The organism is Bradyrhizobium sp. AZCC 2176 (genome assembly GCF_036924645.1).
Classification (GTDB): domain Bacteria; phylum Pseudomonadota; class Alphaproteobacteria; order Rhizobiales; family Xanthobacteraceae; genus Bradyrhizobium.
Genome location: NZ_JAZHRX010000001.1, coordinates 5,777,400 through 5,797,685, shown reverse-complemented (window position 1 = coordinate 5,797,685; position 20,286 = coordinate 5,777,400). Strand labels below are relative to the sequence as shown.

Genomic DNA, 20,286 nt, shown 5'->3' with positions numbered 1-20,286 from the left:
GGGACTTGGCGTCAGTCGCCGAGCCCGCGACGATTGGCGTAGATCTGGGCGAACGGGCGGCCAAATCGCGTGACTTCATCAACCAGTACGGCCGACGTGCCGTCGGCACAAGGCCAGCGCTCGGTGGCGATCAGGTAGTCGGCCTTACGCAGATCGGTTTCGGCAATCCAGTTGCGACGGAACATCACGCCGGCCAGTTGCTCGCGCCAGCCCAGGCAGACCAGCACGCGTGGTGGATCGCCCGCGAACTGGCCTTCGGCGTCAATTCGACCCTCGAGGCGGCGCAGCGCCTCGGGAGCCGCCATGCTCCAATAGTCGAGGTCGAATCGGCCGTAAGCGCCGGCGACGCCGCCTGCCAGACTGTTCATCGCGATATATTCGAGCGGATGCAGGATGACGAGCGTCACCACGACGGCGGCCGTGTGCGCGACCCCGAGGGCCGCGGGCACAATCGGGAGGCGTCGCAAGAAGGGCAAGAGGCTCGTCAGCCCGCGCGCGGCCACGATGGCGAGCATTGGGATCACGAACAATACGTGGCGGACACCGTCATAGAGCGTCGAGCCCTGCAGGATGAGCACCCCGATGGGCCCGAACGCCGCCACACTGACGACCAGCACCGCGCGCGATCCTGCGAGCTCGGCCGCCACTGGTCGCAGTCCCACGACGCCGGACCGACGCAGGGCGCCGAGGGCGGCGCGCATCCACGCCCCCGCAGCACAGATCCAGACCGCCATGCCGAGCAACAGCAACGCCAAAAAGCCCTCGGGCAAACGCGCCACGAGCTGTCCGGGGATGTACCAGGCGGGCAGTTTATCGGTGAACGTGCGCTGGCCCCAGTTCTGGAATTCGAACGAGGTGTCGAGCGGAGCAAAGTGCCGATAGGCCTCGAGGAATTGTGTGAGAGGATGTCCAGTCTGCAACCACGGCCAGAGCGCGATCGCCGTCAGCCAGGCGACGAGGATGGCGAGCAGCGTATGCAAGGCGATCTGGCGCAACTGGCCATAGCCCGTGCGGCCATGGCGCAGCACCGCCTCGAGCGCGCACAGGCTCATGCCACCGACGAGGTAGGCGTGCGTGATCACCCCGCCGGTGCGTGTCGCGATGGCTAGGCCAGTGGCAAGGCCGGCCGCAAGGGTCAGACGCCAGCTCGGCACCTCCTGCCGCACCATCAGGACGATCGCGAGCGTCGACCAGCTCATGGCGAACAGGAACGGCACGTCGATGGGGGCAAAGAACAGGTTGCCGTACAGGTAGCCGGTCAGCAGGCACAGGGTGAGCGCCGTCAACCCAGCCCAGTGCCCGACCGTGAGCCGTGCCATCGGTACGACGGCGGCGAGCCCAGCGAGGCCGAACAGGAAGGTCATGGCGTGCCGGACCGTGATCGGGCTCGCGAGCTCAAGCGGCTGCGCGGCCGCGACGAGCATCTGAAACCACGGTCCATACATCCACAGATACTCTTCGACCGTCTCGAACTGAGACCGGTCCGCAAAGGCGCTCGTGTACCAGGCAAGCGCCTTGGGGCCGTAATCGTCAGTATTGAATTCGTCGGTCGACAGCCCGTAATCCGCGGCGGTCGCAAGCCCGATAACCAAGGCCATGCTCAGCACAAGGAGCACGAGCAACGTCTCGGCATGGCGAGCAGCAAATGCGAGGCCGAGCTTCGGCCTCGCAAACCCAGAGCCGTCGTCATCCACCTGTTCAAGCGCCATGCATTGTCCTTAACGGTTGCATGACAACGCACCGCTGCCGTCTAGAAATGTGGTGGGAATTCGCGCGGCGAGGTCGCCACATCGCTACCACCACCAACGCGATCGAGCGGCAGCACGAGGAGTTTCACGCGGCGGATCGAGACTCAGACGGATCTGCCATCCATCGGCCGACACCGCCGCCTGCATCACATCAGGCGACACCCAGCTAAATCCTTGATCGGGAATGAACCCCCAGCGCACCTCAAGTGTTGTCCCTGGCATTGGCTTTCATAACGCGCCTGAAGGGAACTTTGTTCCGAAGTTTCAAATCAGGTCTCCCAAGGCGATAGTAATGGCGATCCTTATCACCGGTGGTGCCGGATACATTGGGAGCCACATGGTGTACGGACTCGCAGATCGCGGCGAACTGCCCATCGTGATCGATGATTTTTCGTCGGGCTTCGAATGGGCAATACCATCCGGAGTTTCCGTTTTCGTTGAGGACATCGGAGATCAGCGACGAGTTGCGCACCTGATCGCGAAGTATGGGATTTCGGAGATCATTCATTTTGCGGGTTCTGTCGTCGTGCCGGAGTCGGTTGCCGAACCGCTTCGATATTATCGCAACAACACGGCAAATTCCCGAAGCCTGTTCGAGATCGCAATCAGGAGTGGAGTGCGGCGTTTTATCCTCTCGTCGACGGCTGCGGTGTACGGGAATCCGCCGGCAAATCCTGTCACGGAAGAGACCCCCATTGCGCCTGTATCACCTTACGGCTCATCCAAATTCATGGCCGAAACAATGCTGCGTGATGCTGCACGTGCTCATGGCCTACGCTACGTCATCTTGAGGTATTTCAACGTAGCAGGCGCCGATCCTGCTCTGCGCACTGGACAGGCAACGCGAGGAGCAACGCATCTTATCAAGGTTGCAGCGGAAACCGCCGTCGGTCTGCGAGAGAAGATGCAGGTTTTCGGCACCGATTACCCCACGCCTGACGGGACCTGCGTTCGCGACTATATCCACGTGAGCGACCTCGTGAACGCCCATTATAACGCGCTTTCATACCTGCGCGGTGGCGGAGAGTCCCTGACGCTAAATTGCGGCTACGGCCGCGGCTATTCGGTCTTGCAGGTGATCGAGGCCATGCGGCACGAATCCGGAAACGACTTTCCCGTCGAACTTGCCGCCCGCCGGCCTGGCGATCCGGCCGAGATCGTGGCGTCGGCGGAGCGGATGCGCAATCTGCTAGGCTGGCGGCCTCAATGGGATGATCTTTCCCTGATCGTCCGCCATGCGCTCGCTTGGGAACGCAAACTATTGGCACAAGGTAACGCGACGCAGCGCTTAGCAACTACGGCTCTGCCTCACCCCAACAGCGGAAATCCGCCACCCAGGACCGTTTGGGTCAGCAGGCCTTGGTCGAGCCGCGCCCCGCAGAAGTGCGGACAGCTAACTCCGCTTCCGCGTGCGGCTTCCAAAGAGGTCGGAGCCCCAGAATGCGATGAGGATCAGCGCGCAGGTCACAAGGCCTAACATCGCCAGAATTGTTTCGAGCATCATCGAATCAACTCCTATGCTGGGATCCTGCCATCAAAGGCAGCAATACTGAACGACCCTTTCATAGTTCGACGTGATGCAGAGAAACGGCCCCAGGGTGGGAGGTTGGAGTCAACCGCTGAGGCCGTCCTGTCTTATGCCGGGCAAGCCGTCCGTACGCCGTCCCTGCATGCGGCAAGCTAAGATTCGATTTCGGCCGCTGTCTGTCCGGCACTCGACAGTTCCGAGTTGCGGGAAAAACGGCAAGAGCGACGGAACCGTTGGGCCTCGAAATGAATCTAATATGGCTTCCGGTTCTAGCCCCCAAAGCCCACCGGAAGAAAACCCTTCGAGGGTTGACGGTTCCAGCTTCCAACAGGCTGGAGCCGTTTCAGGGTTGTCTGGATTGGTGGAATGGCTCTGCACTTCAGCCGCATCGCTCCCGGGACAGAGGAGCTGGAAATATGGAGCGCAAACGAGAGCGGCTTCTCATTTGTCATCAGCAACGAGAGTCGCAGTGGTCCCGGACTCCATGGGCAGCCCGGCTTTGTAGCTTCCTGGCGCCCCATCAATTCCAACAGGACCGCCATCCGGGTAGGTGGATCACCTTTTAAGACGTTTGCGGAAGCCGAGAAGGCCTGTGAGGCCATGGTGGCGCACTTGATCAAATAGCTTCGGCCTCCCAAGCAAGGACACCGCCTTGCCGGAATGGCAAGCCGCCATCCAAGCGCCGATGCTGGCGGCCGAGTTGAGCGGGCCAACGACGTTCGCTTCGATCAGCATCATGCGAGCATTGAACCGCGGGTACGTCCGCGCGCGTTCACCGAGCCCGGAAAACGCATCACTGGGGCCGGTGGAAGTTCAAGCGAGACAGGCTGTGATCTAGCTCACATCTTGGGCCCCAAGAAAAATGATAGCTTGGAGCTGTTGGTGCAGATCAAACAACGAGGTTAGATCATGCCCGCCATATTCGACCTCCTGTACCGCGAATACTGCCGTGCCCGCCTCGCCGAGATGCGGAAACAGCTTCTGATCTCGCCTGGGAGGCGTGACGTCCCAGAAGCGCCCGGCGATGCCAAGGATGCTATCGGTGCCAGTCCGGTAGGCGGCATTGAAACCACGCAGCACGAACTGCTGAAGCATTAGGCCGATCCATTCCGGCATGCTTGCCTGATGGCCTTGAGGGCCTCATGACAATGGTCTGGCTGGGGCCGTCCTTGTTACCGGCTAAATTCCGTTTCAGCCGGTGTCTATAAAGACCCCGACAGATCAGACGAACAAGCTTGTGGCAGGACCGCCCAATGCCTGGCACGGGCGTACGACGATCAACCTACCCTGAGGTTTTCGGCGGATTCTTTCCCGCGGTTGGCCACGACTTCGTAGCTTACCTTCGCACCCTCATTCAGACTGCTGAGACCTGCTCTCTCGACGGCCGAGATATGGACGAACACGTCCTTGCCGCCAGTGTCGGGCTGGATAAATCCATAGCCCTTTGTCGCGTTGAACCACTTCACCGTACCTGTTGCCACGTCCATGTCTCCCCATAGATTCGTCACAAGAATAAGATGGTGACAGAAATCCGGCGAAAGAAAGGGCGACGCTACTACCATCGGGACTGAGGCTCACGGGCGTGGTCGCAAGTCACGACTGACCACGCGTGGCCTTCCAGTCGCGCGCTGCTGCGCCGTCACGACTGGCGCAGCCGCGCAAAAGCTTCGGCAACCACCGCCACGAGCGAAGCCATGGTGTACGGCTTCGGCAGCCATCCGAGCGGGGCATAGGGCTCGGCGCGCCCGCGCGTATGCGCATCGTCGTGCGCGGTGGCAAAGATGCAACGAATGGCGAGGTCCTGATACAATTGCCGTGCGGCATCGATGCCATCGCGGGTGCTGGCGAGACGAATATCCATCACGGCGAGCATCGGTTGCGCCTCACGGGCCAGCGCGACGGCTTCCTCGGCGGTCGTGGCCGGGCCGACAACCTCAAAGCCGGCAGCCGTCAGCGCGACTTCGGTTTGCATGGCGATCAGAAAATCATCCTCGACGACGAGAATGCGCGGCGGGGTTTGTTTCCCTTTCATCCATCGAGCCTTTTCAACAGGCGGCGGCGGGCTCGGATCCGGCTCGGACGGCAACACCAAATGCCCTGCGCTGTGTCGAAGCGTCATCGATTGCCGTGCTAGATTTTCGCAGCGGGGAAATCGAGGCACGCCCGCGAGGGATTTCTCGTGACGCAAAGCGTTCCGTGCAACTGGCGCGCGAGGCCGAGCACAAGCTGCAGGCCGGACGAGGTCTTGCGCACCTCTTCGAGGTCGAACCCCTCCCCGTCATCCTCGACGCAGAGCGCCAGCCGTCCGCCCTCGCTGGTCAAGCTGACCCGGACGCCCTGCCTCGCATGATCCTTGACGCCGTGCTTCACGGCGTTTGTCAGAAGCTCGTTCAATATCAGCGCGAGCGGCATCGCCACGTCGTTGGAAAGCACGCCGCGCGCAGCGCCGCATTCAATTCGCGCATCCGGCGGCAGCAATTGCCGGATGGTCTGGCAGACCGCTGGCAGGAACTCTTCCGCCGCGAAGCGGCTCGCATCGCTTCGGCCGTACAGCACCCCCTGCGCCGCCGCCATGGCCGCGATCCGCGCGCTGGCCTCGTTCAGGACTTTCCGCGCCTCCTCGCTGCGGGTCGTTCTTGCGGCGGAAAACAGCAGCGACTGCAGCATCTGCATGTTGTTCTTGGTGCGATGATTGAGTTCATCGAGCAGAAGCCGCTGCTGGGTTTCCGCCTGCCGTCGCTCGCTGATATCGACCAGCATGTTGATGGCGCCGGTGACCTTGCCGGAAGAGTCTCGCAGCGGCGTCGGGAATGGAATAAAGGGTACCCGCGTCCCGTCCGGCCGCTCCGCGACCGCCTCCGCGCCACGGACGGCGCGCCCTTCCTTGAGCGCAACCGCCATCGGGCACTGGTCGTGCGGAAGCGGCGTGCCGTCCGGCATGAACAGCTTCCACGTGACGCACCATTCGTCGCTGCCGAGCTCGGGCGTCCGGCCCGAGAATTCGACCGCCGCCTGGTTGAAATAGGTAATTTTCCCCTGCGCGTCGGTCGTGTAAATCGCGGCCGGAATCGCCGCGAGCAGTTCCGTGAGACGCTGCTCACTCTCGCGCAGCTTGCGTTCGGCTTCCTTGCGATCGCTGATGTCGCGGGCGATCTTAGATGCGCCGACGATGCGTCCCTCGCCGTCGCGCACGGGTGAGACGGTCAGCGAAATCTCGAAAAGGCTGCCGTCCTTTCGCCGGCGAACGGTTTCATAATGGTCGATGCGCTCGCCACGCCGGATACGCGCGAGGATTTCGGGCTCCTCGTCTTCGCGTCCTGGCGGAAAAAGAATGGTCACGGGCTTGCCGATGGCCTCGCCGGCCGAATAGCCGAACAACCGCTCGGCGCCTGAATTCCAGGTCCGGATGATCCCGTCCAGATCCTTGCTGATGATCGCATCATCGGAGGATTCCACGATGGACACGAGTAGCTGCGCGCGATCTTCGGCGGCGCACCGCGCCTGTTCCGTTCGCAATCTCGCGATGCCGAAGCCCAGTTGCCGCGCCAGCGTCAGCCCGACGTTGATCTCCGGTTCGGCGAAGCGATGCGGCCTGTCGTAATAGGCCATGAATTTCCCGGCGAGCCGGCCGCCAATCAGGATCGGAATGAAGGCGACGGCTGCGATGCGTTCTTGCGCAATCGTTTCCTTGATCGCACCGAAAAGATCGGCCTTGGCGATGTCCTCGAAATAGATCGGGCGCGGATTTGCTTCATCCCTGGACCATGGAAAATGGCCTTCAACGGCGTGGCGGTACCCGTCCGACAGGCGCCGCCAGCCGACAAAGCGCATAACGCCGCTGTCGTCGCTCAGTAGAATGGAGGCACGCTCGCAGGCGAACGCTGCGAGGATGGCGTCGAGGCCAGCGTCGTAAACGTCTGGCAGTGACGCGGCGGATTGCAGCCTCTCTGAGAACCGGAACAGGGCCGCCTGCTCCTCACCGCGGCGCGCCAGTGCCTGTTCGGTTTCCTTGCGGGCGCTGATGTCATGCTGAACGCGCACCGCGCACAGAAAATTTCCCGATGCATCGCGAACGCTCGAGGACGTAACCTCGGCCCAGAAGTATGAGCCGTCCTTGCGGGCGAGACGCTTTTCGATGGTGTAGCGATCGATTTCGCCCGCGATCTGTCGCCTGAACTGCCTGAGATCCTGCGCGACGTCCTGTGGCGAGGTCGCGTCAAAGATCGAGCGGCCAAGCAGATCGGCCGCTTCGCGTCCCACCTGCTCGCAGGCCTTTTGGTTGACGCGTAACATGCGCCCGGTCTGATCGATCTCGACGATGCCCACGCCGACATGTTCGTAGGTGATAGCCGGCCTGTCTTCGTGCTCTTGGCGAGGCGCTCGGGCGACGTCGGGGGAGGCGGACCGGCCTGGCGGAGAGAGAGTCTTGGCCGTCCGTTGCTGGATGTTCATTCCCGCCATCCCCGCCTCAAGGGCAAATTTTGCGTCACACGATACTCGGCATCAGCACATGCACGATGAACACGCATGACCGCTGAGCTTGACTTTGCATAAGTTGGAGGAGGGAAAATTGTTCCTCGCGAAGGCCGGGCGACGAAACGTCCGTCTCCTCGCGCGGTTGCTGCTGGCGGGGTGGATCGCAGTTTGACCGCTAGCATCCCCGGCAGATCCCCGTGAACGAACTCACCTCCGGTCGCGCCCGCCGCCGAACCGGCGGTTTTCGCGGGTAAGCCTGACGCGGGCCGATGATCCGCTGCGAGGCGCCGGCATAGGGCGGCGTCACCACGCGTGCGCGCGGCGCTGGCGTATCGACCGCGCCGTAGGAGACGGCCGGCGGTGGAGGATTGGGGCGCAACGGCGGGGTGCTTGCGGCGTTGCCGATGCCGCTGGGGTCGGAGAGTGCCCTGGGATTGGCCGGACCGAACGGCACGCCTGATATCGGCGAATTGCCGGCGCCGGCCGAGCCGGCCGGCGGCGTCAATTGTGCGAATGCCTTGGTGGGGGCGATCAGGGCGAGCGCCATGAAGAGAACAAGCGCCGGATTGCGGGACATCGAGGTCTCTCCAGGAGGCACTCATGCAACGATCATGTGGGGCACGCGTTCCCTTGCGTCCAGGTCCCTTCCGGGCCTCGGTTTTTCCTGCCGTCCGTCCTGCTACGGAGTAGGCGTCGGTAAGAGAATCAGACCTAATCGTGGCGCGATCACGTCTTGAGATTCCGGCGGCATGAACCAGCCTGAGGTCCTCGATTCCGATATCCGCGCCCTGCAGCAATGGCTGCGCGCTGCCTGGCAGCAGCTCGGCGATCCCTCCCTCACCACTTTCAGCCGGCGCGAGTTGCGCAACCAGATGAAGCAGTGCAGCGCCGACCTGCGGGCGCGACTGCGGATGGCGGCCGAACAGCAATCCGGACCGGTCCAGCAACCGATCCCGCCCTACTCCCGGCCGGAGCTGCGAATCCTGTCATGGTGACAGAACAAGGTCAGGCGAATGCCGCTCCGCCGCCAGCCACGAACACACCGCCGACGGCACCGCGCCGATGAGCCCGCACAGCAGGACACCCGGCCTGTGGCCGAAGCCTATCCAAGCCGTTGCTGCCAGCGGCAGGTAGCTGATCGCGTAGCCGAACAGCGCCGTGAGCGCGATACGATACGAGACGTTGTGTTTTGCCAGCGCATGGTCGAACCACGCGGCCAATAGCGCCGGGATCAGCCCGACCAGATATATCGTCGGCAGCATCATGATTTGGGCGACATCGAAGGTGTTCGGGCTGCCCGCAAGCCAATTGGCAATCTGCAGCATCACCCAGAACGCGACGACGAAGCCGAGCGGCGGCGCGACGGCGGCAAAGATCAAAAAGCGTTTCATGCTGGCGGTCCCTTGGTTGCCGGCGTTGGCCCGAACCGTAGCGCCGCGTCATTCTTGCCGACGTGACGCCACTCACGCTGGCTGGCGCCGTCGGCCGCGTCAATTTGCAGCCGGTCCGTCCCGGGCGAGACCGCCCTACCCGAGCTGGGCGATCGAGTGCTAGCCCTGTTGATAACCCAAAAGCCGCAGCCGCAGCGTCGAAACGGGCAGCCATGGTGTGCTATCGGCATACCGGCCTGACTAACGACGGACAGAACACATGCGGATCACACTGGTCGGTTCCCGCCATTTCGGCGTGACGACATTCAACACGTTGCGCCAACACGGGATCGATATCGTCCGCGTTGTCGTCCACGATGGCGAGGACCGGCTTGCCGCCACCGCGCAGGCCGCCGGGATCGAGGTCGTCGTGCAGGCCGATCCGAAGCGCGTGGCCGCGCCAGAAGTCGCGCCCAATACCGACCTGATCGTGACCGCGCACAGCCATGCCCGCGTCACACGGGAAGCACTGGCCACCGCCAAACTCGGCGGTATCGGCTATCACCCCTCGCTTTTGCCCCGGCATCGCGGCATCGCCGCGGTCGAATGGACCATCATGGAGGAGGATCCGATCGCAGGCGGCACCGTCTATCACCTCGCCGACCGCATGGACGCCGGCGCCATCGCCGCGCAGGAGTGGGTGTTCGTCAAGAAGGGAGAGACCGCGCGCGAGCTCTGGGAGCGCGCGCTGGCCCCGCTGGGCCAGAAACTGCTCGCTGACGTCATCTTCCACGCCAGGACCCACAACAACCTTCCCTCCACGCCCCAAGAGGAAGAATTCGCGACCCAAGCGCCGAGCCTGTCCGACGGCAAGCACTGACCCTTACTAAAATACCTCGAGCCGTCCCATTTGCGCCGAACTTGCATCAAAATGGCGGATTTTTTCGTTCCCCGCCCGGAACCGGATTCACCTTGATGTGTTTGAAATCCCGGGAACTTTCCACAGTGTTGCGACGCACCCAAGTTTGGACACATTGTGACCAGATAAGGCGCGTCATCACACACATCTCAAGGATTTGATCCATGCGCGCCAATCGCATCAGCGACATTTTGTTTGCTTCGTTTCTTGCCTCAGCCGCGACCTTGGCCGCCGCTCCGGCCTCCGCCCAGTCGCCCTATGACGGCCTTTGGCAGGTTACCGTTGTCACAAAAACGGGCAGTTGCGATGCGCAGACTACCTCGACCGTGAATGTCGCCGACGGCAAGATTTCGGGCGGCCCGGTGTCCGGCAGCGTCGGCAGCGGGGGACTTGTGCGAGTCTCGATCAATGGTGCATATGCGAACGGTCAACTCAGTGGCAACTCCGGATCGGGGAAATGGAATGGGGCTTCAGCTGGTGTCGCGTGCAGCGGTCGATGGGAAGCGTCCCGTCAGTAAGGCAAGCCAGATTTCAGAATTTTTCGCCAAAGCGCGGCGGCTGACATTCGCAGCCGTCGCGTTTTTTTTGACGATCTTTGCGGCCTCCACGGGCTACGCCCAGTCCAGTGCGTTCGCCGGCATGGCCGGCACATGGTCCGGCCCGGGCACCGTGACGCTGGACGACGGTTCGAGCGAGCGCATCCGCTGCCGGGCGGTCTACAAGGTGATCGGCGCCAGCATGGATATGAGCCTCACCTGCGCCAGCGACGCCTATCGGTTCAACCTGCAGGCGGCGGTGATCGCAGCGGGCGGCGAAGTCAGCGGCACCTGGAGTGAGACCAGCCGGAATGTCGGCGGTAACATCCAGGGCCGTGGCGCCAACGGCAGCTTTCAGGTGATCGCCCAGGCGGCGGGCTTCGGCGCCAACATCGCGCTGAAGACCACCGGCAACAAGCAACACATCGTCATGAAGGCCGACAGCCAGTTCCGCGCAGCCAGTATCACGCTGTCGAAATAGGCCGGCTGTCGTACCCTGCGAAAGCGCGGTACCCAGTACGCCGCGCCCTGGCGTTTCAGGCCATAACATCTCTGGAATACTTCACCGCCCGCTTTCGCGGGCGATGACGGTTGAGGAGTCGCGCTAACTCGTCTTCGGCTTCTCGAGTTTCGCCGCGGTCTCCTTGATCGTCTTGGCGATCAACAAGGCCTGCTCCCTGTTGAACGCAAAATCCTGCACGCCCCGGTGCGTGGTCAGCGACAGCACCATGATGTCGGGCTGGTGCTCGGGCCAGCCGGTTGCGAAGGCGGTCACGAAATCTGCAGAGGTCGATCGAGTGGTCATGGGCTTACGGTATCCTTTTGTCTTTTCCGGCGCGCTTGTTGAGGCTGGTAGCGCCGGGCACTTCTGATGTCTGCTTACGCCTCGTCACGCCTTCGGCACGAAGACGGTAACTTCGATTTCGACCTTGGCCCTGACGTCGACCAGCCCGTCGATGTAGAGCAGCGTCGATGGCGGGAAATTGCGCCCGAGCGTTTCCTTCCAGGCTGCACCGATGCCGGCTCCTGCGGCTTCGTATTCGCTGCGGCTGGTCAGGTACCAGGTCAGGCGGACGATGTGCTCTGGTCCCGCGCCGGCCTCGCCGAGCAGCTTGACGATGCGCCTCAGCGCCGTGCCGACCTGGGCGGCCATGTCAGGGGCATAATCGCCCTTCTCGTCGCCGCCGGTCTGGCCGGCCAGCACGATCCATCTGCCAGGGCCGTCGACCTCGACGCCGTGCGAGAAGCCGCGGGGTTTCGACCATTCGGCCGGTTGCAAGACACGCATGCGCAGTTTCCTCCTTGAGTCCGCCGCTCTTAGCATTGAACCGGCAGCCACTCCCACAGCGAAATTGTGACGCCGCGCATCGCTGCCCCGGCGCATTTGCACGTTGCAAATCACGCAACACTCGCCGATACCGGCCTTCCCCAACCCCGCGCCCGCCGAATGAACCGCACACAATCCAAAACCCTGGCCGCGCTGTGGATGGCCGGCTGGCTCAGCCTGATGCTGATCATTGCGGTCGCCGGACGCGAGGCGGCGCGCGAGATCAACGTGTTCCAGCTCCTGGAGATGCGCTCGATCCTCGGCTTTCTGATGCTGTACCCGCTGATCCGCGCCGCGGGCGGATTTGCCGCGATGAAGACGACACGACTGCCGCAGCACGTGGCGCGCAACCTCATTCATTACGGTGCGGGGCTCGGCTGGTTCTTTGCACTCACATTGATTCCGATCGGCCAGGTGGTGGCCATCGAATTCACCATGCCGATCTGGACCGCGATCCTCGCCGCGACCTTTCTCGGCGAGCGCATGACAATCTGGAAGATCGCCGCGATCGTGCTCGGTATCGTCGGCGTCGTCATGATCGTTCGCCCCGCCACCAGCGAGGTAGATCCGGGGCAGTTGATCGCGCTGGGCGCCGCAGTCGGCTTCGGCGTATCGGTCGCGATGGTCAAATCGCTCACCCGGACCGAGCAGACGCTCTCGATCATGTTCTGGATGCTGGTGGTGCAATCGGCGGCAGGTCTCCTTCCCGCGCTCTATGTCTGGACGTGGCCGCCGACCCATCTCTGGGGCTGGGTCGTGGTGATCGCGTTTTGCGGCACGTTCTCTCACTACTGCATGGCGCGCGCGATGCTGCATGCCGATGCCACCGTGGTGATCCCGATGGATTTTCTGCGGGTTCCCCTGAGCGCCGCCGCCGGCTGGCTGATCTATTCGGAACGGCTCGATCTGTTCACCGTGCTCGGCGCCGCGCTGATCCTCACCGGCAATCTGTTGAACCTGAAACCGAATCCTTCGACTAAGGCATCCGCCCGAAATTGAATTTTATTTGCCGGGCTGTGATCTGGATCACGCGACGCAGCGTGGTGCAAAGGTAACGGATGGCTCCAATTTGGTTGTTTCGCCTGCTTTTTTGTGGCGCGAAGTGGCGGATTTTTTGTAATGTCCAGCCAGCGTTACAACCAAAGCCTTTATTTGATTCTGCAGGGGGATTTCCTGATGCGCTACCCAACCCTCGTCCTGGCTGTGATCGGCCTGATCTTCACGGCTGGTACCGCCAGCGCCGAGAAGCGTGTTGCCTTCGTCGTCGGTAACGGCGCCTACAAGAACGTCGCCCCGCTGCCGAACCCATCGGTCGATGCGAAGGCGATGGCCGCGGCCTTGCGCAATGTCGGATTCGAAGTGGTCGAGGGCTCCAATCTCACGCGCGACAAGATGACCGAACGGCTGCTCGACTTCGGCAAGAAGGCGCAGGGCGCCGACGTCGCGCTGTTCTTCTACGCCGGTCACGGCATCGCCATCTCCGGCACCAACTATCTGTTGCCGATCGACGCCGACATCAAATCCGAAATGGACGTCAAGCTGGGCGCCGCGATCAATATCGACCTCACGCTCGAGCAGACCATGGGCGACGCCAAGGTCAAGCTGGTGTTCCTCGATGCCTGCCGCGACAATCCGTTTGCGGCCAAGATCAAGTCGAACTCCGCGACCCGCAGCGTCAACGTGCAGACCGGCCTTGCCGAAATGAAATCCGGCGAGGGCACGCTGATCGCGTTCGCGACCGGCCCGGGCCAGACCGCGCTCGACGGCCAGGAAGGCAACAACAGTCCGTTCACGCGCGCCCTGCTCGCCAACCTCACCCAGCCCGGAGTCGAGATCCAGCAGGCGATGACCAAGGTCCGCGCGCAGGTCAATGAGGAGACCAACAAGGGACAACTGCCTTGGGGTCACACCAACCTGATCGGCTCGGTCTACCTGAACGGCGCGCCTGCGCCCGGCGCCGTGGCGGCTGCAGCGCCGACGGGATCCACCTCAAAGGCGTCGGACGTGGAACTGGAGTTCTGGCGCTCGATCAAGGATTCCAACAAGCCGGAAGAGCTCAACGCCTATCTGGCCAGCTATCCCAACGGTCAATTCCGCTCGCTGGCTTTGTCGCGCATTGCCTCGCTGGAGAACGGTGCCAAGGACGCTAATGCCACCCGCAACCTGAGCACCGGTATCGATCCCGCAACCTTCAAGGAGGAAGCGAACCAGACCACCGAGGATCAGATCGGCCTCGATAAGGGCCAGCGCCGCGACGTGCAGCGCCGCCTCACCGGCCTCGGCTTCGACACCAAGGCCACCGGCCAATTCGACCAGTCGACCCGTGCCGTAATTGCGCGCTGGCAGGCCGCGCGCGGCTATCCCAAGAGCGGCTACCTCAACAAGCTGCAGCACAAGGCGTTGCTGACCGAGATCGTCGCAGCCGCGCCGACCGCGAGTTCCGACGAGGAGCGGCCCGCTCCCAAGCGCCGCGCCCCCGCCCCCAGCAGCGGCCAGGCACAGTCACAACCCCAGCAGGCGCCGCCGCAGCGCCAGTATAACAACAGCGGTCCTGATCCAGCCGGCGCCGGTCGCTTCATCGGCGGCGTAGTCGGTGGCATGCTGCGCTGACGGCGAACGAACACATCAGCGAACAAAAGGCCCGGGGCAATCCCCGGGCCTTTTCATTTGGCACTTCGCAAATCGACGCTGGGTTGCGGCGTGCTGCGTGTCGCGTTCTTACTTGCCGGCGGCCTTTCGCAACGCCTCGTTGATGCGATCCTGCCAGCCTGGACCGCCCTCCTGAAACCATTCCAGCACGTCCTGGTCAATGCGCAAGGTGACCTGCTCGCGAACGCCGGGAACAGTGGCTGGTTTGGCCGGCGCTACCGCGACCTTGGCGGTGGCGCGCTTGAACGCGGCCTCGGCCTCGGTGCGTGCGTCGTTGAGGGTTCTCGGCCGCCGCGGTTGATCTGCCATCGCTAAATTCCTTCAAATAACGCCGTCGACAAATACCGTTCGGAGAACGATGGCACGACGGCCAGAATGGTCTTGCCGGCACTCTCGGGACGCTTGCCAATCGCAAGCGCCGCTTCGATCGCAGCCCCCGAGGAGATGCCGCCGGCAATGCCCTCCATGCGCGCCAGCGCGCGCGACATCTCGATCGCCGTCGGGCCGTTGACCTTGACGATCTCGTCGATAACAGACCGATCCAGGATGTCCGGCACGAAGCCGGCGCCGATGCCCTGAATCTTGTGCGGCGTATGCTGCCCGCCCGACAGCACCGGGCTTTCCTCCGGCTCGACGGCGACGATCCGCAACGATGGCTTGCGGGGTTTAAGCACCTGCCCGACGCCGGTAATGGTGCCGCCGGTGCCGACGCCTGCGACGAAGAAATCGATATTGCCGCCGGTGTCGTTCCAGATTTCTTCGGCGGTGGTGCGGCGGTGAATTTCGGGGTTGGCGAGGTTCTTGAACTGCTGCGGCATCACGGCGTTGGGCGTGGACCGCACCAGTTCCTCCGCGGTCGCGATCGAGCCCTTCATGCCCTGGGCGGCCGGCGTCAGGATGATCTCGGCGCCGAGGAAAGCCAGCATCTTGCGCCGCTCGATCGACATCGATTCCGGCATCACCAGTTTCAGCCGGTAGCCGCGCGAGGCTGCGACAAAGGCCAGCGCGATGCCGGTATTGCCTGACGTCGGTTCGATCAGCACGGTGTCGGCATTGATCACGCCGGCCTTCTCCATCGCGATCACCATCGCCGCGCCGATGCGGTCCTTGACGCTCGCGGCGGGATTGAAATATTCGAGCTTGGCGAGGATGGTTGCGCTAACACCGTGCGCCTCCGGCAATTTGCGCAAGCGGACGATCGGCGTGTCGCCGATCGCATCGACGATGGAGTCGAAAACCCGGCCCCGCCCCGGACGTTGCACTGCACTCGCGGCTGACGACGCATCCATCTCAACACCCCTGTACGATCATGTGCGGGAATTGCGGCTCGCCCTACTTAGGAGGCGCCCGCATTGATGCGCAAGGCGAAATCGCGAAGGCGAAGAATTCGCTGCATTGCAAAACAAGAACGTCGCCAAATATCGCGAAATCAACGCATTTGTGTTGCGACATCGTCAAAGATTTTGGTGTATACTTTCGTCGTGAGCTGAGCCTGAGGTTCGGAGCGCAAGGAGGTCACGATGCCAGCTATTGCTGAAATCCTGTCGACCGTAGCGTCCAGACCCGATCCGCGCGGCTGTGATTTGCCGACGTGCCCGGTGTGCGCCGATACCATGGTGGCTGCGGAAGCTTCTGCCTACCTCAACGACAACGTGATCAGCTATCTCTGGACCTGCGATACCTGCGGTTACGGATTCGTGACCAAACATTCGATCAAGAGGTTCGCCTGTAATTGACGGCATAGCGTTTTCGAGCGAAGTGGCTCCCGGTTCGCGTGAAGAAAACGCGTCAAATTAAAAATAGATTCTAGCGTGAAGCGATGTCACCGCGCGCCTACCCGGCGCGCGTTTGTTTTTGGTCCGAAATTTTCTAGCCATTCCGTTGCACCCGTCGAATCCTGGATGGGGAGCGCTTGTATACCTCAACAAAAACGGCATTGAATCGGCGCAAGCTGCCGAACCCAGATCGCGATGCAATCTCGATCATTGGCAATTTGGTATCGTTCAGAAGTCGCTTGGCCCGCTGCACACGCGCAGTCTTGGCAATCTGACTGGGACTGGCGCCGAGATACTTGTCGAACAATCGACATAGATGCCGCGTCCCGACTCCGACGCGATCCGCGAGCGCTTCAACCGACGCATGATCGAGTGCGCCGTTGCCGATCAATCGCACCGCGCGCTCAACGGTCGTTCGTGAGCCCTTCCATGCCGGAGAGAATGGCGCCGTCTCTGGCCTGCACCGCAAGCACGGCCGAAATCCAGCGCGCTCAGCCGCCGCTGCCACGCACCCTCTCTCGCAGGTTGCTATGTCCAGCTTGCCAACCCTGGTTCTTCCCAACGACCGAGTCCGATTGCGGCGAGCCATCGCGCGCTCCTGGTGCTACTTCCTGCCCATCTATGTTTCGGGTGACTGCGCACATTAGATTTCGTCAGCTTTGAAAACAGAGGAGGGTAGCTTGATAGAATTCCGTTGGTATCGCTTTGGCGAATTCGGTTCACAGGAACTGTACTCCATGCTTGCGTTGCGACAGGAGATACTGGTGGTCGAGCAGCAGTCGCCCTACTCGGACTTGGATTTTGCTGACCAGACGGCGTCGCATTTGCTGGCAAAAACAGGCGCAGAGTTTGTCGCTTATGCTCGATGTACCTGGCCTTCCGAGCAGAGCGCTTTTGCGTCATTGGGCAGAGTAGTCGTTTCAAAGCAATATCGGGGAACGGGACTTGGGAAGGAACTCGTGCAAAGGAGTCTCGCGCACCTTGGAGAAGAGTCGTGCGATATCGTCATTGGTGCGCAACTATATCTGGAAAAATTCTATTCGCATTTCGGATTCGTACGCGATGGCGAGCCATACGACGATGTGGGAGTTCCGCATCTAAGAATGCGTTTGCGCCCTCGCGGTACGCCGCTGTAGGGACCAAGGCTTGCGTTCTTGCCGCCCGGCGAGTTGATGCCATAGCGCCACGTCTTCTTGACTTACTGCTATCAGACGCGTTCACCGCTGATAGCCCAGTCCATTTGGAGTATTTGGAATGAGCCACCCGAGAGTGAATGGTGGAGTACAGGAGGTAAATCGGTGGCTTAGTCGGGCCTACCTATAATCATTCTGTATTCGTGCCTGGCAATCTTGCATCGATCGCCAACGGAAGCCGAACCCTAGCGCGGCGGTATATCGCCCTTCGTCCAGTCGGCGCGCGTACGTTCGCGGAAGCTGGCAAAAATTCCCCGTGAAATCGCGTCGCGCATGCCCCGCATCAAGTGCTGGTAATAGGCCACGTTGATTTCCGACAGCAGCATCGCGCCGAGTGTTTCGCCCGACCTGACCAGATGATGCAAATAGGCGCGCGAAATGTCGCGCGCCGAGGGCCACTCGCTTTCTTCGTCGAGCGGCCGCGGATCGTCGGCGTGGCGGGCGTTGCGCAGATTGATCTGGCCGAAGCGGGTGAACGCCATGCCGTGACGCCCGTTCCGGGTCGGCATCACGCAGTCGAACATGTCGATGCCGCGCGCCACGCTTTCCAGCAGATCCTCCGGCGTGCCGACGCCCATCAGGTAGCGCGGGCGATCGGCCGGCAGCGCCGGTGCGGTTTCCTCGATCATCGCCAGCATCACCGCCTGCGGCTCGCCGACCGCAAGCCCGCCGATCGCATAGCCGTGGAAACCGATCGCGACCAGTTCGCGCGCGCTGACGTGGCGCATTTCGGGAATGTCGCCGCCCTGCACGATGCCGAACAGCATGTAACCATCAGGCGCAGTCTCGAATGCCCGCTTGCTGCGCTCCGCCCAGCGCAGCGACAGCCGCATCGCGCGCTCGATGTCCGCAAGGCCGTGGTTAGTGCGTTCCGGCGAAAGCCGCACGCACTCGTCCATCTGCATCGCGATGTCAGAACCCAGCAGCCGCTGCACCTCGATCGAGCGCTCCGGCGACAGCTCGACCTTGGCGCCGTCGATATGCGAGCGAAAGGTCACGGCCTTCTCGCTGACCTTGCGCAGGTCCGACAGCGACATCACCTGGAAGCCGCCGGAATCCGTCAGCATCGGCCCGTTCCAGCCGGTGAAGGCCTGCAGGCCGCCGAGCGCGGCGATCCGCTCGGCGCCAGGCCGCAGCATCAAATGATAGGTGTTGCCGAGCACGATATCGGTGCCGGCATCGCGTACCTCGCGCCAGTGCATGCCCTTCATTGCCCCCGCCGTGCCTACCGGCATGAAGGCGGGTGTGCGGACCACGCCGTGCGGCGTGGTCAGGCGGCCGGTGCGGGCAGGACCATCGGTGGCGAGCAATTCGAAATGATTGGGAAGACTCATGGCGCTGCTTATTGCGTGTCGAGAACGGCCAATCAACCGCCCAGTGCGCGCTTCGAAGCAGCCCGCGCCCCACGCCGGACACAATTGAGCCGCCCGAGCCTCAGGTTTTGCTTGTTGAATGAAACGATACCGTATAGTTTTATGAACAGGCAGCACGGGACGCTGCGGGCGATGAGGCCGGCGGCGGCAAGTGCGTGTACGATGACAGACGGCGAATGCCCTTCCGCACTTTCCTGACAGGATCAATCCTCTCCGACGGCCGGATCAGGAAGACAGGCTCACGCCTGCTCGGATCAGCCATCCTGCTGTGCAGCCTCGCGCTAGCCGCCTGCACGTCCCTGCCGCGGACGCCCTACAGCGCCGCGGATGCCTCTGACTCGCGCGTGCTGGATATTGACGGCCTGCGGCGCTACACTGACGAACCCGTCACAAAATTCCGTTTCGAGAAAGACGCCCCCTCCTCAACCAAGACCTATCTCGCGCTCTCCGGCGGCGGCGCCGATGGTGCCTATGGCGTGGGCGTGTTGAACGGCTGGACCGCGGCCGGCTCCCGCCCGATCTTCTCGGTCGTCTCAGGCGTAAGCACCGGCGGCCTGATTGCGCCCTTTGCATTTCTCGGATCCCAATACGACGACACGCTGAGGGAGGTCTACACCAGCGGCATAGCGGAGAGCCTGCTCAATGATCCCAGCATCATCCGCGTGCTCTTCGGATCCGGCCTGTTCGGCAATAAGCGACTGCGCGAGCTGGTGGCCCGCTATGTCGGGCCGGAGATCCTGGCCGCCGTTGCACACGAAAATGCCAAGGGCCGAAAACTGCTCGTGGTGACGACCGATCTCGACACCCAACGCACGGTCGTTTGGGACATGGGGAAAATCGCCGCGGTCGGTTCGCCCGAGGCGCTGCGCCTGTTTCGCGACGTGATGGCCGCCTCCGCCAGCATTCCCCTGGTCTTCCCGCCCATCCTGATCGAAGCCGAGGGCCAGGGCCGGCGCTTTGAGGAGATGCATGTCGACGGCGGCGTGACCGCTCCGGTCCTGACGCTGCCGGATGCCCTGCTCTTCCAGGGACGTCTGCCCGGAAACAGCCGGATGAACATCTACATCCTCGTCAACAAGAAGCTCGAACGAACTTTTGAGCTCGTGTCCAACAGCACGCTCGACGTCGCTTCACGCAGCCTGTCGTCGATCACCCAGTCGCAGACGCGCTCGGTCATCTTTTCCACCTACGATTTCGCCAAGCGCAATCGGTGGGGCTTCCATCTGTCGTACATTGAGCGCGACTATCCCGCGTCGCCCTCAGAGGGATTCGACACCGCCTATATGCGCGCCCTTTATCAGCATGGCTATGAGAAGGCTGCGTCCGGCCGCGCCTGGACCTCGACGCTTCCGTGAGCCGCACGACGACCTTCCTGGACCGTTGACGATATGG

At 62.4% G+C, this 20,286-nt stretch carries 23 protein-coding genes and 1 pseudogene; 10 read left to right on the top strand and 14 right to left on the bottom strand.

Annotated elements, in window-relative coordinates:
- Nucleotides 1-11 precede the first annotated feature (11 nt).
- A complete protein-coding gene (locus tag V1288_RS27280; protein ID WP_334359971.1) occupies nt 12-1,709 on the bottom strand; it encodes a hypothetical protein in 1,698 nt (565 codons plus the stop codon).
- Nucleotides 1,710-2,040: 331 nt separating this feature from the next.
- Between V1288_RS27280 and galE the strand changes: the two genes are divergently transcribed.
- Nucleotides 2,041-3,225 carry a UDP-glucose 4-epimerase GalE gene (gene galE, locus V1288_RS27275; RefSeq protein WP_334359970.1) on the top strand — a complete coding sequence of 395 codons (1,185 nt, stop codon included), beginning with the start codon at nt 2,041-2,043 and terminating at the stop codon, nt 3,223-3,225.
- 606 nt (nt 3,226-3,831) lie between these two features.
- Here galE and V1288_RS27270 read toward each other — a convergent pair.
- The 6 genes from V1288_RS27270 to V1288_RS27245 form a co-directional block, all read right to left on the bottom strand.
- The gene (locus tag V1288_RS27270; protein ID WP_334359969.1) at nt 3,832-4,014 is read right to left on the bottom strand and encodes a hypothetical protein; all 183 of its coding nucleotides are present in this window, start codon (nt 4,012-4,014) and stop codon (nt 3,832-3,834) included.
- 96 nt (nt 4,015-4,110) lie between these two features.
- On the bottom strand, nt 4,111-4,371 hold the full coding sequence (locus V1288_RS27265; RefSeq protein WP_334359968.1) for a hypothetical protein: 261 nt from the start codon (nt 4,369-4,371) through the stop codon (nt 4,111-4,113).
- A gap of 182 nt (nt 4,372-4,553) precedes the next feature.
- Entirely contained in the window at nt 4,554-4,757 is a 204-nt protein-coding gene (locus V1288_RS27260; protein ID WP_334359967.1) for a cold-shock protein, read from the bottom strand.
- Between the two features lie 158 nt (nt 4,758-4,915).
- Nucleotides 4,916-5,308: a response regulator gene (locus V1288_RS27255; RefSeq protein ID WP_334359966.1), complete on the bottom strand. Its 393-nt coding sequence runs from the start codon at nt 5,306-5,308 to the stop codon at nt 4,916-4,918.
- 98 nt (nt 5,309-5,406) lie between these two features.
- Complete coding sequence (locus tag V1288_RS27250; RefSeq protein ID WP_334359965.1) at nt 5,407-7,728, bottom strand: PAS domain S-box protein; 2,322 nt, start codon at nt 7,726-7,728, stop codon at nt 5,407-5,409.
- Nucleotides 7,729-7,927: 199 nt separating this feature from the next.
- A complete protein-coding gene (locus tag V1288_RS27245) occupies nt 7,928-8,329 on the bottom strand; it encodes a hypothetical protein (RefSeq protein ID WP_334359964.1) in 402 nt (133 codons plus the stop codon).
- A 172-nt stretch (nt 8,330-8,501) separates the two neighbouring features.
- Between V1288_RS27245 and V1288_RS27240 the strand changes: the two genes are divergently transcribed.
- Complete coding sequence (locus tag V1288_RS27240; protein WP_334359963.1) at nt 8,502-8,747, top strand: hypothetical protein; 246 nt, start codon at nt 8,502-8,504, stop codon at nt 8,745-8,747.
- Here the strand turns inward: V1288_RS27240 and V1288_RS27235 are convergent.
- Nucleotides 8,739-9,143, bottom strand: coding sequence for a DUF5413 family protein (locus V1288_RS27235; RefSeq protein WP_334359962.1), 405 nt, complete (start codon nt 9,141-9,143; stop codon nt 8,739-8,741). The two genes, V1288_RS27240 and V1288_RS27235, sit on opposite strands and share 9 nt — an antisense overlap.
- Nucleotides 9,144-9,402: 259 nt before the next feature.
- On the opposite strand from V1288_RS27235, the gene V1288_RS27230 reads away from it, so the two are divergent.
- The 3 genes from V1288_RS27230 (at nt 9,403) to V1288_RS27220 (ending at nt 11,058) form a co-directional block, all read left to right on the top strand.
- Entirely contained in the window at nt 9,403-10,002 is a 600-nt protein-coding gene (locus tag V1288_RS27230; protein ID WP_334359961.1) for a formyltransferase family protein, read from the top strand.
- A gap of 203 nt (nt 10,003-10,205) precedes the next feature.
- Nucleotides 10,206-10,559 (top strand): hypothetical protein, encoded by a 354-nt coding sequence (locus V1288_RS27225; RefSeq protein WP_214490206.1) that lies wholly within the window; start codon nt 10,206-10,208, stop codon nt 10,557-10,559.
- Nucleotides 10,504-11,058 (top strand): hypothetical protein, encoded by a 555-nt coding sequence (locus V1288_RS27220; RefSeq protein ID WP_334359960.1) that lies wholly within the window; start codon nt 10,504-10,506, stop codon nt 11,056-11,058. Before V1288_RS27225 ends, V1288_RS27220 begins: the two co-directional genes overlap by 56 nt.
- Before the next feature lie 123 nt (nt 11,059-11,181).
- Here the strand turns inward: V1288_RS27220 and V1288_RS27215 are convergent, their stop codons facing one another.
- Nucleotides 11,182-11,382, bottom strand: coding sequence for a hypothetical protein (locus V1288_RS27215; protein ID WP_334359959.1), 201 nt, complete (start codon nt 11,380-11,382; stop codon nt 11,182-11,184).
- An 84-nt stretch (nt 11,383-11,466) separates the two neighbouring features.
- Nucleotides 11,467-11,865, bottom strand: a complete 399-nt coding sequence (locus V1288_RS27210; RefSeq protein ID WP_334359958.1) for a RidA family protein — start codon at nt 11,863-11,865, stop codon at nt 11,467-11,469.
- A 159-nt stretch (nt 11,866-12,024) separates the two neighbouring features.
- Between V1288_RS27210 and V1288_RS27205 the strand changes: the two genes are divergently transcribed.
- Both V1288_RS27205 and V1288_RS27200 read left to right on the top strand, forming a co-directional pair.
- Nucleotides 12,025-12,903, top strand: a complete 879-nt coding sequence (locus V1288_RS27205) for a DMT family transporter (protein WP_334359957.1) — start codon at nt 12,025-12,027, stop codon at nt 12,901-12,903.
- Between the two features lie 177 nt (nt 12,904-13,080).
- A complete protein-coding gene (locus tag V1288_RS27200) occupies nt 13,081-14,514 on the top strand; it encodes a caspase family protein (protein ID WP_334359956.1) in 1,434 nt (477 codons plus the stop codon).
- Nucleotides 14,515-14,622: 108 nt separating this feature from the next.
- Here V1288_RS27200 and V1288_RS27195 read toward each other — a convergent pair whose 3' ends face one another.
- Both V1288_RS27195 and cysK read right to left on the bottom strand, forming a co-directional pair.
- Nucleotides 14,623-14,862 (bottom strand): BrnA antitoxin family protein, encoded by a 240-nt coding sequence (locus V1288_RS27195; protein ID WP_334359955.1) that lies wholly within the window; start codon nt 14,860-14,862, stop codon nt 14,623-14,625.
- Nucleotides 14,863-14,864: 2 nt separating this feature from the next.
- A complete protein-coding gene (cysK, locus tag V1288_RS27190) occupies nt 14,865-15,842 on the bottom strand; it encodes a cysteine synthase A (protein WP_334359954.1) in 978 nt (325 codons plus the stop codon).
- 231 nt (nt 15,843-16,073) lie between these two features.
- On the opposite strand from cysK, the gene V1288_RS27185 reads away from it, so the two are divergent.
- Entirely contained in the window at nt 16,074-16,289 is a 216-nt protein-coding gene (locus tag V1288_RS27185) for a hypothetical protein (RefSeq protein WP_334359953.1), read from the top strand.
- Nucleotides 16,290-16,422: 133 nt separating this feature from the next.
- Here V1288_RS27185 and V1288_RS27180 read toward each other — a convergent pair.
- Nucleotides 16,423-16,833, bottom strand: a pseudogene (locus V1288_RS27180) (helix-turn-helix domain-containing protein); the annotation flags it as partial.
- 175 nt (nt 16,834-17,008) lie between these two features.
- Between V1288_RS27180 and V1288_RS27175 the strand changes: the two are divergent.
- Nucleotides 17,009-17,464, top strand: coding sequence for a GNAT family N-acetyltransferase (locus V1288_RS27175; RefSeq protein ID WP_334359952.1), 456 nt, complete (start codon nt 17,009-17,011; stop codon nt 17,462-17,464).
- Nucleotides 17,465-17,706: 242 nt separating this feature from the next.
- Here V1288_RS27175 and tgt read toward each other — a convergent pair whose 3' ends face one another.
- Nucleotides 17,707-18,855: a tRNA guanosine(34) transglycosylase Tgt gene (gene tgt, locus V1288_RS27170; protein ID WP_334359951.1), complete on the bottom strand. Its 1,149-nt coding sequence runs from the start codon at nt 18,853-18,855 to the stop codon at nt 17,707-17,709.
- A gap of 215 nt (nt 18,856-19,070) precedes the next feature.
- Between tgt and V1288_RS27165 the strand changes: the two genes are divergently transcribed.
- The gene (locus V1288_RS27165) at nt 19,071-20,249 is read left to right on the top strand and encodes a patatin-like phospholipase family protein (protein ID WP_334359950.1); all 1,179 of its coding nucleotides are present in this window, start codon (nt 19,071-19,073) and stop codon (nt 20,247-20,249) included.
- The last annotated feature ends 37 nt before the right edge of the window (nt 20,250-20,286 follow it).